Origin of the sequence: Planotetraspora mira, from assembly GCF_016863275.1 — a bacterium.
GTDB lineage: Bacteria > Actinomycetota > Actinomycetes > Streptosporangiales > Streptosporangiaceae > Planotetraspora > Planotetraspora mira.
Window position 1 is genome coordinate 137,760 of record NZ_BOOO01000041.1, and the last position, 13,661, is coordinate 151,420.

General features: G+C 69.4%; 14 protein-coding genes and 1 riboswitch. Of the genes, 5 read left to right on the forward strand and 9 right to left on the reverse strand.

The window, feature by feature from the left end; genetic code table 11:
- The first annotated feature begins 123 nt into the window (after nt 1-123).
- On the forward strand, nt 124-591 hold the full coding sequence (locus tag Pmi06nite_RS35085; RefSeq protein ID WP_203957497.1) for a ribose-5-phosphate isomerase: 468 nt from the start codon (nt 124-126) through the stop codon (nt 589-591).
- Here the strand turns inward: Pmi06nite_RS35085 and Pmi06nite_RS35090 are convergent.
- Together Pmi06nite_RS35090 and Pmi06nite_RS35095 are read right to left on the reverse strand one after the other, a co-directional pair.
- Nucleotides 588-794, reverse strand: coding sequence for a hypothetical protein (locus tag Pmi06nite_RS35090; RefSeq protein WP_203957498.1), 207 nt, complete (start codon nt 792-794; stop codon nt 588-590). The genes Pmi06nite_RS35085 and Pmi06nite_RS35090 overlap by 4 nt on opposite strands.
- A 9-nt stretch (nt 795-803) precedes the next feature.
- Entirely contained in the window at nt 804-2,030 is a 1,227-nt protein-coding gene (locus tag Pmi06nite_RS35095; protein WP_203957499.1) for a GNAT family N-acetyltransferase, read from the reverse strand.
- A 117-nt stretch (nt 2,031-2,147) separates the two neighbouring features.
- Here Pmi06nite_RS35095 and Pmi06nite_RS35100 point away from each other — a divergent pair, with 117 nt between their 5' ends.
- A complete protein-coding gene (locus Pmi06nite_RS35100; protein ID WP_203957500.1) occupies nt 2,148-3,260 on the forward strand; it encodes a PP2C family protein-serine/threonine phosphatase in 1,113 nt (370 codons plus the stop codon).
- A 146-nt stretch (nt 3,261-3,406) separates the two neighbouring features.
- Nucleotides 3,407-5,893: a class III lanthionine synthetase LanKC gene (gene lanKC / locus Pmi06nite_RS35105; RefSeq protein ID WP_203957501.1), complete on the forward strand. Its 2,487-nt coding sequence runs from the start codon at nt 3,407-3,409 to the stop codon at nt 5,891-5,893.
- A 6-nt stretch (nt 5,894-5,899) separates the two neighbouring features.
- On the opposite strand, the gene Pmi06nite_RS35110 is transcribed toward lanKC, so the two are convergent.
- Nucleotides 5,900-6,553, reverse strand: a complete 654-nt coding sequence (locus Pmi06nite_RS35110; RefSeq protein ID WP_308442553.1) for a response regulator transcription factor — start codon at nt 6,551-6,553, stop codon at nt 5,900-5,902.
- Between the two features lie 142 nt (nt 6,554-6,695).
- Between Pmi06nite_RS35110 and Pmi06nite_RS35115 the strand changes: the two genes are divergently transcribed.
- Complete coding sequence (locus Pmi06nite_RS35115; protein ID WP_203957503.1) at nt 6,696-8,000, forward strand: M50 family metallopeptidase; 1,305 nt, start codon at nt 6,696-6,698, stop codon at nt 7,998-8,000.
- A gap of 35 nt (nt 8,001-8,035) precedes the next feature.
- Here the strand turns inward: Pmi06nite_RS35115 and Pmi06nite_RS35120 are convergent, their stop codons facing one another.
- The 5 genes from Pmi06nite_RS35120 to Pmi06nite_RS35140 form a co-directional block, all read right to left on the reverse strand.
- Entirely contained in the window at nt 8,036-8,545 is a 510-nt protein-coding gene (locus Pmi06nite_RS35120; RefSeq protein WP_203957504.1) for a DinB family protein, read from the reverse strand.
- A 58-nt stretch (nt 8,546-8,603) separates the two neighbouring features.
- Nucleotides 8,604-9,542: a rhomboid family intramembrane serine protease gene (locus Pmi06nite_RS35125; protein WP_203957505.1), complete on the reverse strand. Its 939-nt coding sequence runs from the start codon at nt 9,540-9,542 to the stop codon at nt 8,604-8,606.
- A 226-nt stretch (nt 9,543-9,768) separates the two neighbouring features.
- Complete coding sequence (locus tag Pmi06nite_RS35130; protein WP_239114415.1) at nt 9,769-10,665, reverse strand: coiled-coil domain-containing protein; 897 nt, start codon at nt 10,663-10,665, stop codon at nt 9,769-9,771.
- A gap of 49 nt (nt 10,666-10,714) precedes the next feature.
- Nucleotides 10,715-10,852: riboswitch (cyclic di-AMP (ydaO/yuaA leader) on the reverse strand.
- A 71-nt stretch (nt 10,853-10,923) separates the two neighbouring features.
- Nucleotides 10,924-11,985, reverse strand: coding sequence for a galactose-1-phosphate uridylyltransferase (gene galT, locus Pmi06nite_RS35135; protein ID WP_203957506.1), 1,062 nt, complete (start codon nt 11,983-11,985; stop codon nt 10,924-10,926).
- Nucleotides 11,982-12,785, reverse strand: coding sequence for a DeoR/GlpR family DNA-binding transcription regulator (locus Pmi06nite_RS35140; protein WP_203957507.1), 804 nt, complete (start codon nt 12,783-12,785; stop codon nt 11,982-11,984). The genes galT and Pmi06nite_RS35140 overlap by 4 nt, the downstream gene beginning before the upstream one ends.
- A 156-nt stretch (nt 12,786-12,941) precedes the next feature.
- Here Pmi06nite_RS35140 and Pmi06nite_RS43090 point away from each other — a divergent pair, with 156 nt between their 5' ends.
- The gene (locus Pmi06nite_RS43090) at nt 12,942-13,019 is read left to right on the forward strand and encodes a 50S ribosomal protein bL37 (protein WP_373315687.1); all 78 of its coding nucleotides are present in this window, start codon (nt 12,942-12,944) and stop codon (nt 13,017-13,019) included.
- Nucleotides 13,020-13,037: 18 nt separating this feature from the next.
- Here the strand turns inward: Pmi06nite_RS43090 and Pmi06nite_RS35145 are convergent, their stop codons facing one another.
- Entirely contained in the window at nt 13,038-13,604 is a 567-nt protein-coding gene (locus Pmi06nite_RS35145; protein ID WP_239114416.1) for a TIGR03086 family metal-binding protein, read from the reverse strand.
- Nucleotides 13,605-13,661: the final 57 nt, after the last annotated feature.

A 13,661-nucleotide genomic window follows, 5' to 3' on the forward strand; every position in this document is an offset into this window, starting at 1 on the left:
TGCCTGCTTCGCGGCCCCGTCCTCGTCCGCGCGGGTACATGTAAGGACCCGGATAGGGTCACGTCTCTTACTGTAATGCAGCCCCCGGTCGTGTCGCCCGGACGAACCTGCGAAACTTGGCCTGTGCGTGTCTACATCGGCTCCGATCATGCCGGCTTCGAACTCAAGAACCACCTGGTCGCCTGGCTCAAGGAGCGCGGCCACGACGTGGAGGACTGCGGGCCCTCCGTCTACGACGCGGAGGACGACTACCCGCCCTTCATCCTGCGCACCGCGCGCGGGGTCGCGGACGAGCCCGGCAGTCTGGGCATCGTGATCGGCGGTTCGGGCAACGGCGAGCAGATCGCCGCCAACAAGGTGCCTGGCATCCGGTCGGCTCTCGTCTGGAGCGACGACACCGCGCGGCTCAGCCGGGAGCACAACGACGCCAACGTGATCAGCGTCGGTGCGCGGATGCACCCGCTCGAGGACGCCGTGCGGTTCGTGGAGCTGTTCCTCGCGACGCCGTTCTCGGGGCAGGAGCGGCACTCCCGCCGGATCGAGGAACTCGCCCGGTTCGAGGCGACAGGCGTGCTGCCGCCCCTCCCCTAGGGAGTGTCCCGCCGGTTCGGGCCGTTCCCCGGCCCGGAGCCGGTCGCGCCGTTCGTCTCCCTGCCCCGGCGAGTCTCCCGCCGGGGCGTCTCGTCGCGGAGGGGCTGCCGGTCGGCCGCGTCCTGCTGCTCCTCCGTCGGGCGTGACACGTCGCGTGCCCGCATCGCCGTCATCGCCGTGATCTGCAAGCTTTGCAGTGCCATGCCCCGAGCCTAGAAGACGAGACCCGCCCACGGCTTCGGGTCCCAGGACATCGCGGTCGACAGTTCACGCAGCGCGCCTTCGCGGTGTTCCCGGACGATCCCCGCTCCTGCGAGGGCGGTGAGCGGCCGTCCGCCGAGGTAGGCCGCGCCGAGCACGGTGACGGGCAGGGTGAGGTCCGCGGGGTCGTCGGTCCGCTCGCAGGAGCCTTTGGCCGTGGTGAGCCGCCATCGGCCGGCGTTCCAGGGGCAGGCGTCGTCCTCGACCTCGATGACCAGGTCGGCGGGCGCGGCGTAGGAGCGCGAGGCCAGCGCCCGGTCGACGTCCACGAGGCGGACCCACAACTCGTCCAGCCAGCCCGCGTTGAGATTGCGGGGCTCGGCGAGCAGATGGATGATCGGGTCGTCCACGGGCCGGCTCCAGGCGAAGACCCGGGAGCACAGATCCCGGTCCAGCACGCTGCGCCAGAGCATGGCGTACGCCGCGGGGTCCGAGGCGAACAGCTCCTTGAGCCGGAGTTCGCCGTCCGCGACGTCGTGGTCGGTGTAGCCGGTCTTCACCCGGAAGAGGGCGTAGCCGCGGGGGCCTTCGTCGTCCTCCGCGATCATGCAGCGGAGCGGGCCCGTGCCGGCGCGGTCGTGCTCCTCGTCGGACAGGACCTCGATGCGCCACCGGGCGTCCGACCTCGCGTACAGGCCGGGACGGTCGGTCCGCACGGAATCGAAGACCTTGCGGAGCCGGGGAAGCTCGTCCGCCGGCTTGGCCACGCGAAGGCGCAGCGCCGGGTCGGCGGGTGCGTTCCTGACGAACTCCGACCCGCGCTTCGGAATGCGGAAGAAGAGGGCGTCGGCCGCCCTGCCGTACCCGAACCTGCCGTAGATCCCCGCCTCGGACGCGTAGAGCGCGGCGACGGCCTCACCGTTCTCATGCAGGTCGTTGAGCTGACGGGTCATCAGGGCCGAGAGCACGCCCCGGCGGCGATGGGAGGGCAGCACGCCGACGGCGGTGACGCCCGCCACCGGGATCGGCCCTCCGGGGACCGTCATCGTGAAGGTGATCACGGCGGTGCAGCCGACCATCAGCTCGCCGTCGAAGGCGGCCAGCGACCGGTCGATCTCGGCCAGTTCCCGCCAGCGATCGGTCGCCGCCTGCGGATAGGAGGAGTTGAACGCTTCGTAGTCGACGGCGGCGAAGGCCGGCCATTCGGACTCGGTGATGGGGCGAACCTCGACAGTCACCCGTTCACACTAGAAGCGGCCGATGATCGACAGCCACCCAATATACGTGCTTGATGATCAAGGTCTTGGTCAAGTGGGTGCCTTCATGCGGGTTGGGCGGATACAGTCGAGCTCATCATGAGTTCCCGTCCGGCGCCGCTGATTCCTCCCCGGCTGCGCGCGTTCCTGGGACGCGTCCCGCTGCTGGTGCCGCTTGTCCGTTTTGTGCGGAAACTCTCGTCCAACGACCGCAGCCTGCTGATCGCGCTGGTCGTCGTCACCCTGCTCATCGGGATCCTCGACGCGGAGGTCTCCGCCTACTGGTTCTCGCCCTCGCTGCTCATCCTGGTCACCCTCATGGGCGGCCTCCAACTGCGGTTGCGCAGCCTGGCCATCCTGTTGTGCGCCGTCGCGCTCTCCCTGTCGTACACGGGTGCGATCCGAGGGATCGAGAGCGTCGGGGCGGGCCTGCTGATAACGATGGGCTTCACCGCCGTGCTCGCGTGGCTGATGGCCCGCACCCGCGGCAAGCTCGGTGTGCAGGGTCTCCGCGGCGACGCGATGCTCCTGGAGTTGCGCGACCGGCTGAAGCGGCAGAGTGAGCTGCCGCCGCTCCCCAAGGAATGGGGCAGCAAGGTGGTGCTCAAGCAGGCGGGCGGCTCGTCCTTCGGCGGCGACTTCGTGGTGTCCATGCGCGAGGGCGACCACGTCGAGATCGCGGTCGTGGACGTCTCCGGCAAGGGCGTGGACGCGGGAACGCGGGCGCTCATGTTGTCCGGGACGTTCGGCGGCCTGCTCGGGTCGGTCCAGGACTTCCTGGCCGCCTGCAACACCTATCTCCACCGGCAACTCGGTGACGAGGGGTTCGTCACCGCCGTTCACCTGACCCTCGACCTGTCGACCGGCGAGTACAAGATCACCTCTGCCGGTCATCCGCCCGTGGTGAAGTTCGACGCGGGCACCGGCACGTGGCGGGTCTCCACGGCCAAGGGCGTCGTCCTCGGAGTGGTCCCCGATCTGCACTGCGAGCCCGACAGCGGGGTGCTCCGCAAGGGCGACGCGCTCATGCTCTTCACCGACGGGCTCATCGAGCAGCCGGGGCGCGACATCGACGCCGGGCTCGACCGGCTGCTGGGGGAGGCCGAACGGCTCCTGCCCTCGGGGTTCCGTGACCGCGCCCGCCAACTCGTCCAGTCGATGACGTCCGGGCACAACGACGACTGCGCGCTGGTCCTCATCTGGCGTCCCTGAGCGCCGGTCCGGAGAGCGCCGCGACAGGCGACAATCATCACTCCATGTAATCTCCCATGCGCGTATCGTGTGCCAGGTCATCGGCCGCGCGCGCGGCCCCGAGTCTCGGTACGGCCGGCGCCGAACGGCCTGAAATGGGGCGGATCGTGGAGAAGCGCTATGAGCTTTACTGTCTCGCCGATCCGACCTTCTACGACTCGCCGCTCGCCGGTCCCGACGACCCCGGCTTCGAGCTGGCCCATCGCACGGTGCCGGGTGGATGGGCGCGGACGCGCGAACCCGGTGCGGTGGCCTACCGGCCCTTGACCGCGACGCCGCCCGGCCAGGGCTGGAAGATCCACATTTCGGCACGCATCGAGGAGGCGCCCGAGGTCCTGGCGAAGGTGGGGGAGCACTGCCTCGAACGGGAGCTCGCCTTCGGTTTCGTCCGGACACGGCCGATCCTGCACCTGAACAACGCCGAGCACGCCGACCGCGGATCGAGCGGGACGTTCATCACCGTCCATCCGGCCGGGGAGGCGGAGCTGGAGACGGCGCTGGCCGAGCTCGACGGCCTTCTGGGCGGTCATCGTGGTCCCGCGGTCCCCGGCGGGCTGAGGTGCGGCAAGGGCCCCATCTACGTGCGATACGACGGCGAGGACGGTGGCACGGGCCTCACGCCGCAGGATGGGGACCGGCCTGAGCCGGCCTTCACCCTGCCGCCCCACGTGACGCCGCCCGCGTTCCTCCTTCCGTTCATGGCCGGTCATGACGATCCGGCCGCCGACCTGCCGTACCGCCTGGAAAGCGTGCTGCGCCGGACCAACGGAGGCGCGGTCTACCTCGCGAGCGACGCCCGCACGGGCGAGCGCGTGGTGCTCAAGGAGGCGCACCCCGACGCGGGTCTGGACGAGGCCGGCGCCGACGCCGTCGCCCGTCTGTCCCACGAGCGGCAGGTGCTCGAACGACTCGCCGGCCTCGGCGTGGCCCCCGAGCTCAGGGCGTACTTCACGCAGGGGCAACGCCACTACCTGGCGACCGACCGGGTCGCAGGGGAGCCGCTGAGCGAGATGTTCGCCTCCCGTCACCCGCTCGGCGGCGCGGGGGAGGCCGACCTCGAGGGCTACGTGGAGTGGGCCACGGAGATCTGCGCCACTGTCGAGGACGCCGTCATGAAGCTCCACATGAACGGGCTCGTCCTGCGCGACCTCGACATGGCGTCGTTCATCGTCCGGCCGGACGGCGGCGTCACGGTGGTGGGCCTCGAGGCGGCCCAGCCGGTGCTCGAGGCGACCGGAACCGGTTTCGCGGGCTCCGGTTTCGGGGCTCCGCTGGGAACCGTCGGCTTCGACGTCGACCGGTTCGCCCTGGCCTGTCTGCGCTTCGCCCTCTTCCTCCCGCTCACCGAGCTGTTCCTCCTCGACAGGGGGAAGGCCGCCGAGCTGGCCGAGGCGATCCGCCGGAGTTTCCCCCTCAAGGAGGGCTTCCTGCGGCCCGCGGTCCGCATCGTGAGCGGCGGTGAGACGAGGCTCTCTCCCTCGCTGGACGGCTGGCGCCAGATGCGGTCGTCGATGGCGCGCGCGATCCTGGCGTCCGCCACGCCGGAGCGCACCGATCGGCTCTTCCCCGGCGACATCGCCCAGTTCGAGTCCGGCGGCCTCGGGTTCGCCCACGGCGCGGCGGGCGTGCTGTACGCCCTGCACGTGACGGGCGCCGGCCGCTATCCCGATCACGAGGAGTGGCTGCTGAGCAGGGCGCTGAACGGCGCACGCGGCGGCAGGCCCGGCTTCTACGACGGCGTGCACGGGGTGGCGCACACCCTGGCGAACCTCGGCCATCACCAGGCCGCGCTGGAGGTCATCGCGGCCGCCGGGCGCGACCGTCCACCGGTGCAGGGAACCGACCTGTACGGCGGGCTCGCCGGCATCGGCCTCAACCAGATCTACCTCGGCGAGCTGGACAAGGCGCTCGGCACGGCGAGCACGCTGGCCGAGCGTCTCCCCGGGCAGGGCCCCGGCGGCACCGGGCTGATGTACGGGGCGTCAGGGCCGGCGTTGCTGTTCCTCCGGCTGTATGAGAAGACGGGCGACGTGCAGTGGCTCGACCAGGCCGAGGCGGCGCTCCGGCTCGATCTGGGCCGCTGCGCCGTCCAGGCCGACGGGTCGCTACGGGTGGTCGAGGGCAGGCGGGTCCTGGCCGGCCTCGACCGGGGCAGCGTGGGCATCTCCTGGGTGCTGGGCGAGCTCCTGCGCTACCGAGCCGACCCCGGGCTCTCGGCGGCGCGGCAGCGGCTCGACCGGGCGGCGCGGTCGCTCTTCCACCGTCAGCCGGGGCTGTTCACCGGACGGGCCGGAGCCCTCGCCTACCTGTGCAGGGAGCGCGCGGGCGGCTGGGGGCTCGAGGACCCCGAGGCCGGCCGCCAGCTCGCCGCGCTGTCATGGCACTCCATGATGTACCAGGGGCATCTGGCCTTTCCCGGTGAACGGCTGCTGCGCCTGTCCATGGATCTGGCCACAGGAACCGCGGGGGTGTTGCTCGCGGTCGGCGGCGCGCTCCACGGTGAGCCCGTCGGCCTGCCGTTCCTGAGCGGCGCGATGCCGGCGAGCAGGCAGGACGCCGCCGCAGTGGAGACGTCGCGAGCCGATCGAGGGTGAGCCGGGCTACAACCAGCCCGCGTCGGCGGCGATCCGGACGGCGTCGACGCGGTTGCGGGCCCCGGTCTTGCAGATGATCCGCGACAGGTGGTTGCGGACCGTGCCGACCGACAGGCCGAGCTGGTCGGCCATCTCCTTCGACCGGGCCCCGCCCGCGGCCAGACGCAGGACGTGGAGCTCGCGAGGGGTCAGCGGATTGTCCGCCGCCTCGATCGCGGCGACCGCGAGGTCGGGATCGACCACGCGGTGTCCCGAGCTGATCCGGCGGATCCCGTGGGCGAGCTGTTCCGGCGCCACCTGGATGCTCATGTAACCGAGGACGCCCGCCGCGAAGGCCCGTTTCACATGTCCGGGATTGGGCTGGCCCGAGAGGATCATGACCCGGCAGCGGGGCACCTTCTCACCCAGCCGTGCGGCCGCGCTGAGCCCGTCGACCCCGGGCAGGTCGACGTCGATGACCGCGGCGTCGGGCTGGAGGTCGAGGGCCGCCGGGACGATGTCCTCGGCCGAGCCGACGTCCGCCACCACCTCGAGATCACTTTCGCCGTCGAGCGATGCCACCAGGCCTCGCCGTACCAATGGAAGGTGTTCGGCAACCAGGATCCGGATCAAGACGCTCCCCTCTGCGCGGTCTTTCACAGGGTGATCGAGTGGATGCATACTGTCAACGAAGTGTCCCGTTCCGGTCAGCCTCCCGCAACCCGAACCGTCGCGGGCCCGGCTCGGGAGGCGATGTCGTGGGCTACCCTCGAATGGTGCGATGTCTGGCAGGGCACCATCTCCGACTTGAGGGGACGCGCTGATGATCCTGCTCTCGTTGGCCGGGTTCGTGATCGTCTTCGTCGGGTTGCTGCTCTCGATCGGGCTGCATGAGATCGGTCATCTCGTGCCCGCCAAGATCTTCAAGGTGCGGGTCACCCAGTACATGGTCGGTTTCGGTCCGACGATGTGGTCCCGTAAGCGTGGAGAGACCGAGTACGGCGTGAAGTGGCTTCCCATCGGGGGCTACATCCGGATGGTCGGCATGTTGCCGCCGCGCCCGAACGACGATCCGACCAAGCTGCGCAGCATCTCGACCGGTCCGTGGCAGGGCCTCATCGAGAACGCGCGGGCCGTGGCGTCGGAGGAGATCCGCCCCGGTGACGAGGACCGGGTCTTCTACCGCAAGCCGTGGTGGCAGAAGACGATCATCATGTTCGGCGGCCCGGCGATGAACTTCGTCCTCGCGTTCCTGCTGTTCGCGGTCGTCTTCATCGGGTTCGGCGTGCAGACGCCCCAGCCCGTCGTGGCGACCGTGTCGAGATGTGTGATGCCGACGACGGAGGTGGACAAGCGGGACTGCCGGCCGGGCGACCCGGCCACTCCCGCTGCCCAGGCGGGGCTGCGCCCCGGCGACCGCATCGTGTCGGTCGGCGGAGCCGCGGTGAAGTCCTGGGACGAGACCACGCAGCGGATCCGCGACCTCGGCGCCGGAGCGACCACGCTGGGCATCGAGCGGGCCGGCAAGACGCTGGCGGTCAACGTGAACCTCATCGCGCAGGACATGCCGGTGCCGGACGACCCCACCAAGATCCAGAAGAATGTGGGCTTCCTCGGCGTGGCGCCCGTCAGCGTTCTCGAGAGGCCGGGCCCCGGCTACGTGGTCGGCCGGATGTGGGACTTCACCGAGACCACCGCGGCGGCGATGGTCAACATCCCGAAGAAGATGGTCGGAGTCTGGCAGGCGGCCTTCTCGGGTGAGAAGCGCGACCCCAACGGGCCCATCGGCATCGTCGGCGCGGGCCGCATCGGCGGGGAGATCGCCACGTCGGACCTGTCCGCCGAAAACAAGATCATTATCTTCGTCAACCTGCTCGCGGGCCTCAACCTCGCCGTCGGGATGTTCAACCTCATCCCGTTGCTGCCGCTCGACGGAGGGCACATCCTCGGCGGGCTCTGGGAAGGCCTCAAGCGGGGCATCGCCCGGGTACGGCGGCGGCCCAGCCCGGGGTACGTCGACGTGGCCAAGGCCCTGCCGTTGACCTACGCGATGGCGGCGGTGCTGCTCGTCATGGGCGGCCTGCTCATCTACGCCGACCTGGTCAACCCGATTCGCATCTCGGGCTGACCCGCGTCAGCCCGTCGCGTCGCCGTTGGACGGGGTCACTCTCCGGTGACCCCGTCGATCTGCTCACGGATGAGGTCCGCGTGGCCGTTGTGCCGTGCGTACTCCTCGATCATGTGGACGAGGATCCAGCGATGGGAGACGGTGACACCGCGCGCCTCGCGCTTGGCGAGTGTGTCGAGGTCGGGATGGGCGGCGGTGACCGCCCGCGCGGCGTCCACCTCGGCCCTCCAGGTGGCGAACGCCTCGTCGGCGGAGGCGGTGTCGACGTTGTCGAATTCCCCGTCGGGGTCCTCGAGGCTGAAGTGGATGGGCTCGACGTCCTCGCCGTTCAGCCTCCTGCGGAACCAGGTGCGCTCGACGTCGGCCATGTGGCGGACCAGGCCGAGCAGCGACAACGTCGACGGGGGCACCGGGCGCAGGCGCAACTGCTCCTCGGTCAGGCCGTCGCACTTCACCGCGAGGGTCTCCCGGTGCCAGTCGAGCCAGGAGATCAGCATCTCCCGCTCGTTCGCGACCGGGGGAGGGTTGAGTCGTTGGTCAGTCATGCCTGGATCCTGCCCGTACCGTCCGATCGGTGTCATTTCGTTTTCCCGTCGGCGCCCGTCACACGACGCCGGTGAGCTGCGAGGTCTTCAGCACCACCAGGACGGCCAACAGAGCGAGCACGGCGCCGACGCCGACCAGATGCCGGTTGCGCGGCAGGTTGGCCAGGCAGAGCGCCACCGCGCCGCCCGCGAGCAGGCCGCCCAGGTGCCCCTCCCAGGAGGTGAACCCCGCGGAGACGACCATCCAGATGAGGAACGTCACGATGAGCCGGGTCGCGCCGGCTGGGTCGTGGTTGAGCCGCCTGCTGAAGACGAAGTACGCGACGGCGAGCCCGAAGACCGCGCCGGACGCGCCGATCGCGGCCTGGTCCGGCGAGATCAGGTACGCGAGCGCCGAGCCGCCCACCGCGGACAGCAGGTAGAGCGCGATGAACCGCAGTCTGCCGAGCAGTTCTTCGACCACCCGGCCCAGCGTCCAGAGCCAGTACATGTTGAGGATGATGTGCAGGATCCCGAAGCCGCCCTGGTCCGGCGGCAGGTGCAGGAACGCCGAGGTGATGAGGCGGTACCACTCCCCGAAGGCGATGCCGACGGGCTGGAGACCGGAGCCGTCCCCGTACAGGCGGGCGAACTCCTGCTGGTAGAGGTATTGCCGGCCGTCCGGGCCCAGAAGGCCGATGCCGAGGTTGCCGAACCGGTCGACGATCCAGGGGAAGGCCAGCTCCGCGAGGTAGGCCAGCACGTTGACCGTGATCAGGACGTAGGTCACGGCGGGCACGGCTGACACTTTGCCGCCGAACACCGTGCGTGCCTGCCGTACGGACTTGTTGCCCTCGCGGACGCACTCGACGCACTGGTGGCCCACCGCCGCGTCCCGCATGCAGTCGGGGCAGATGTAGCGGTCACACCTGGTGCACCGGAGGTAGGTCTCCTTCTTGGGATGCCGGTAGCAGGTGGGGGCCTCGGCCTGCGCGGGCGCCGAAACCTGATCTTCCATGTGCGTTCTCACCTCATGCGGGGCCGGGGGCGTGGCGGGCGCAGCGAGGGTATCGGGCCGGAGCCGGGGAAAAGGGCTACGGAAGATCACAAGACGTGAACAAGAGGGTGATCACGCGGGTGTGCGGGCCGCGGGGGCTTGGCTCGCACACCCGCGTGATCGTGGGGGTGGGACAGATGGTCTGTGGTCGCATCGAGCTCACTGAATCGAGCTCAGTCACTCGAGCTCAGTGCATCGAGATGTGAACGTGGTCGTAGTGGTTGGCGGTGATCCCGCCGCGGTCGGCCATGCTCCGCCAGCCGGGGCTGCCGAGGTTGTAGATGCGCTGCTGCCAGATCACGTACATGACGCCCAGCTTGGGGCCGTTCTTGATGGCCCACGCGGCGAGGCTGTCGCCGAGGGCCTTCATGCCGGCGCTCGGCATCGAGCCGCCCGAGCTCATCATGAAGTCGCAGGCGCGGCCGAGCGGGTGCTCGCCGCTGCTCTCGTTGCGGTAGCAGCCGACGGTGTAGCGCAGGTCGAAGTTCTTTTCGACCTCGCTCTTCAGCAACCGCATCCGGGGAGTGATGTTGTCGGCGCCGCTGGGCAGTTCCGGGGCCCAGGAGCCGTTGGCGAGCCTGCCGGGGGCGAGGGGGATCAGCTCGTCGAGCTTGTCCTTGATCTGGCCGATGAGCTTCTGGGCGTCCTTGCGCTGTTCGGTCACCTTGGCGGACTGCGCCGTGAGTCGCGCCGTGAGCGCCTTCGCGGAGTCGGCGGCCTGCCGGCGGTCCGCCTCGATCTGCGAGAACTGGTTGATCACGGCGACCTGCTCCGCCTGCAGCTGAGCCAGTACCGCGGAGCCTGAGGGGTCGGGAACCATGATCGCACCGCTGGTCTGGTAGCGGACCCCGGCGAGCTGCCCGACCTCTCTCTGCGCGGTCTCGAAGTCGCCCTGAGTGCCCGCGAGCCGGTCACGTGCGCTCTTCTCGGCCTTCTTGGCCTTGGCGAGCTCGACTCGGGTGGCGTTGTAGTCGGCGATCAGGTCGTTGACCTGCTTCTCCAGTGTGGACAGCTGCTTCTTGAGCTGGCCCTCACTGGGTTTGGGTGCGGCCTGGCTTGCGGTCGACGTGGCGAAAACGAGCACGCCGGAAACGAGGACCCCGGTGACCAGGGGAAATAAGCGGGGCAGCGCCCACTCCTCTCCATCTGCCGACCGGGTTAGCTGACGGGTTCGGGCTGGAGCTGCCCGGGCACGTGAGTGCCTTCACCCCAGTTGCGAGTTGGGTCCCCGGTTCCCGGGCGAGGCGCCCGGGATTAGGCGCACCGGCTGGTTCAGCCGGTGCGATGGATAGTAGTGGTAAAGAAAGCGTCTTTGCTAGCTAAAGTTGGAACAAATCAGAGATCAACTTGTTATCTGCACATCGCGCAGCATCCGAGCCGCTTCCTCCGGGAGGATGTCGTTGACGAAGCCGCCCATCGCCGACTCCGAGCCCGCGAGGTACTTCAGCTTGTTCGGGGCCCGCCGGATGCTGAACAGCTGGAGATGCAGGTAGGCCAGGTCGCGCCCGAAGGAGACCGGCGCCTGGTGCCAGGCCGAGATGTACGGCATGGCCACACCGAACAGGCCGTCCAGCCGGCGCAGCACGCTGGTGTAGAGCGGCGCGAACGCCGAGCGCTCCTCGGAGGTCAGCGCCGGGATGTCCGGAACCTGCCGGTGCGGATAGACGTGGACCTCGAAGGGGTACCGCGCGGCGGCGGGGACGAAGGCCGTCCAGTGCTCGTTGGCCGCGACCACCCGGGGACCGGTGCGCTCGGCGCTCAGCACGTCGGCGAACAGGTTCCCTCCCGTGTGCCGGGCGGCGGCGCCGAGCATCTGCTTCGTCCGGGGCGTCACGTACGGGTAGGCGTAGATCTGACCGTGGGGATGCGGGAGCGTGATGCCGATCTCGGGACCCCGGTTCTCGAAGCAGAAGACCTGCTCGACACCCGGGAGCGAGGACAGCTCGGCCGTGCGGTCCGCCCACGCCTCCATGACCAGCTCGACCTGCTCGTCGCTCAGCGAGCCGAAGGACGCGTTGTGGTCGGAGGTGAAGCAGACCACCTCGCAGCGCCCGACGCCCGGCCGTACCTGGCTGAGCCCGCCCACCTGCTCGTATTCGCCGAGGTCGAAGCTGAACGAGGGGAAGCGGTTCTCGAAGACCGCCACGTCGTAGGGGGAGGGGATCTCCGACCACGGCTTGGCCGGGCACAGCGGGCACTCGTCGGCGGAGGGCAGGTGGGTCCGGGTCTGCCGGTGCCGCGCGATCGCGACCCACTCGTCCATCAGCGGGTCGTGGCGCAGCTCGGACGCGAAGGGCCGAGGGGGAAGATCGCGCGGGTCGATCGCGCTGTGATCGGCGTCGTCCCGCCGATCGAAGTAGATCAGCTCCCGGCCGTCCGCGAGATGGCTGATGGTGCGCTTCACAGAACTGCTCCCAAATCGTCGTGGGCCGCCGCGTCCACCAGGACCAGCTCGCCGGCGTGTTCCGACAGCTGCTCCATGGCGTCCTCCGGCAGACCGGTATCGCTGATCACCACATGGGCGCGGGAGAGCTCGGCGATCGTGCTGATGCCGACGGTGCCCCACTTGGTGTGGTCGGCCAGCACGATGAGCTGATGCGCGGCGTCGACCAGCGCCCGGTCGGTCTCCGCTTCGAGCAGGTTGGGGGTGGTGAACCCCGCCCTGGCGCCCATCCCGTGGACGCCGAGCATGAGTGTGTCGACGTTCAGGGACCGGATGGCCGCGACGGCCACCGGGCCGACCAGAGCGTCGGAGGGAGTGCGGACGCCGCCGGTCAGCACTATGGTCTGGTCGCCTCGGGCCGCCCGGTGGAAGACGTCGGCGATCTGGACGGAATTGGTGATGACGGTCAGATCGGGCACGTCGACCAGGTGGTGGGCGAGGGTCCAGGTGGTGGTCCCGGCCGAGAGCGCCACCGCGCTGCCGGGCCGGACGAACTGCGCCGCCCGCCGGGCGATGGCCTCCTTCTCGGAGCGCTGCCGTACGGACTTGGCCGCGAAACCGGGCTCCTCGGTGGATCCCGTGCCGGTCGCCGTGGCCCCGCCGTGGACCTTCTCGATGAGCCCGCGATCCGCGAGGACCTCGAGGTCGCGCCGGATCGTCATGTCGGAGACGCCGAGATCCTGCACCAGCTCCGCGACGCGCACGCCGCCCGTCCTGCGGATCCTCTCCAGGATGGCCTGTTGCCGCTGCTGGGCCAGCATCACCTCTCCAATCAACAGATTCCAACAAATTGTGCCATATATCCACGGCACACATGTTGAGTCATGGGGAGACGAGGAGAATCACATGCTTGTCCGGGGCGCGTGCACGGAGGATGGTGGAGGGCGGAAGCCGTCCCGACAGGAAGGCGACGCGTCATGGGAAAGCGGCAGCGCAAGTCCAAGGCACGCAAGAAGAAGAAGGCCAACCACGGTAAGCGCCCCACGGGGCGTTGAGCACCTGGTCGTGCCGGTTCAGCCTGTTCTGCCCCACGCTGCCAGCAGTCTGGTCTGCGGATCCGCTTCTTCCGGCACGTCCCGGTGGTCCCCGATGACTCCCGTCTGTCGGTAACCCTCCTTCGCCTGGGCGAACCATTCGGAGCAGGTGGCGACCAGCTCGGGATCGAGCCGCTCCTGGGCGCCGATGGCCCGGGACAGATCCCAGGTGTGGATCAACGCGTCCGCGAACAGTTCGGTGATGTACTCCTCACCGGGCACGTCACCGAAGGACAGGTGGGTCACCGCGGTCAGGGCGCCCTCGACGTACACCGCCTGGACGGCGCCCTGCGCCGACACCTCGAACGCCTTGATCGCGTCGTCGCCGAGGACGTCACGTTCGTAGGTGTCGCTCACTTCGGGGATCCTGCGGCCGGCGAGGAGGTCGGGCGCCCAGAGATTCTCGTTCACCATGTGGTTGACCAGCGCCCGGACATCCCAGTCCACGCAGGGGGTCGACAGCTCCCACTGGTCGTCCTCGACGAGTTGGAGCCGGTTCCCGAAGCCGTCCAACGCCCGGCGGTACGCGTCCCGGATGTCGATCATGATGTCCCCTCCTCGCCCAGGAGCTCTCCTTCGACCGTAACTCTTCTGGACGATCAG

Bases quoted from the DNA above. Each gene is read 5' to 3' on its own strand.
- Pmi06nite_RS35100 (WP_203957500.1), top strand. From the start codon at position 2,148: ATGAGTTCCCGTCCGGCGCCGCTGATTCCTCCCCGGCTGCGCGCGTTC.
- Pmi06nite_RS43090 (WP_373315687.1), top strand. From the start codon at position 12,942: ATGGGAAAGCGGCAGCGCAAGTCCAAGGCACGCAAGAAGAAGAAGGCC.
- Pmi06nite_RS35145 (WP_239114416.1), bottom strand. From the start codon at position 13,604: ATGATCGACATCCGGGACGCGTACCGCCGGGCGTTGGACGGCTTCGGG.
- Pmi06nite_RS35140 (WP_203957507.1), bottom strand. From the start codon at position 12,785: ATGCTGGCCCAGCAGCGGCAACAGGCCATCCTGGAGAGGATCCGCAGG.
- Pmi06nite_RS35090 (WP_203957498.1), bottom strand. From the start codon at position 794: ATGGCACTGCAAAGCTTGCAGATCACGGCGATGACGGCGATGCGGGCA.
- Pmi06nite_RS35115 (WP_203957503.1), top strand. From the start codon at position 6,696: ATGATCCTGCTCTCGTTGGCCGGGTTCGTGATCGTCTTCGTCGGGTTG.
- Pmi06nite_RS35110 (WP_308442553.1), bottom strand. From the start codon at position 6,553: ATGCATCCACTCGATCACCCTGTGAAAGACCGCGCAGAGGGGAGCGTC.
- Pmi06nite_RS35120 (WP_203957504.1), bottom strand. From the start codon at position 8,545: ATGACTGACCAACGACTCAACCCTCCCCCGGTCGCGAACGAGCGGGAG.
- Pmi06nite_RS35125 (WP_203957505.1), bottom strand. From the start codon at position 9,542: ATGGAAGATCAGGTTTCGGCGCCCGCGCAGGCCGAGGCCCCCACCTGC.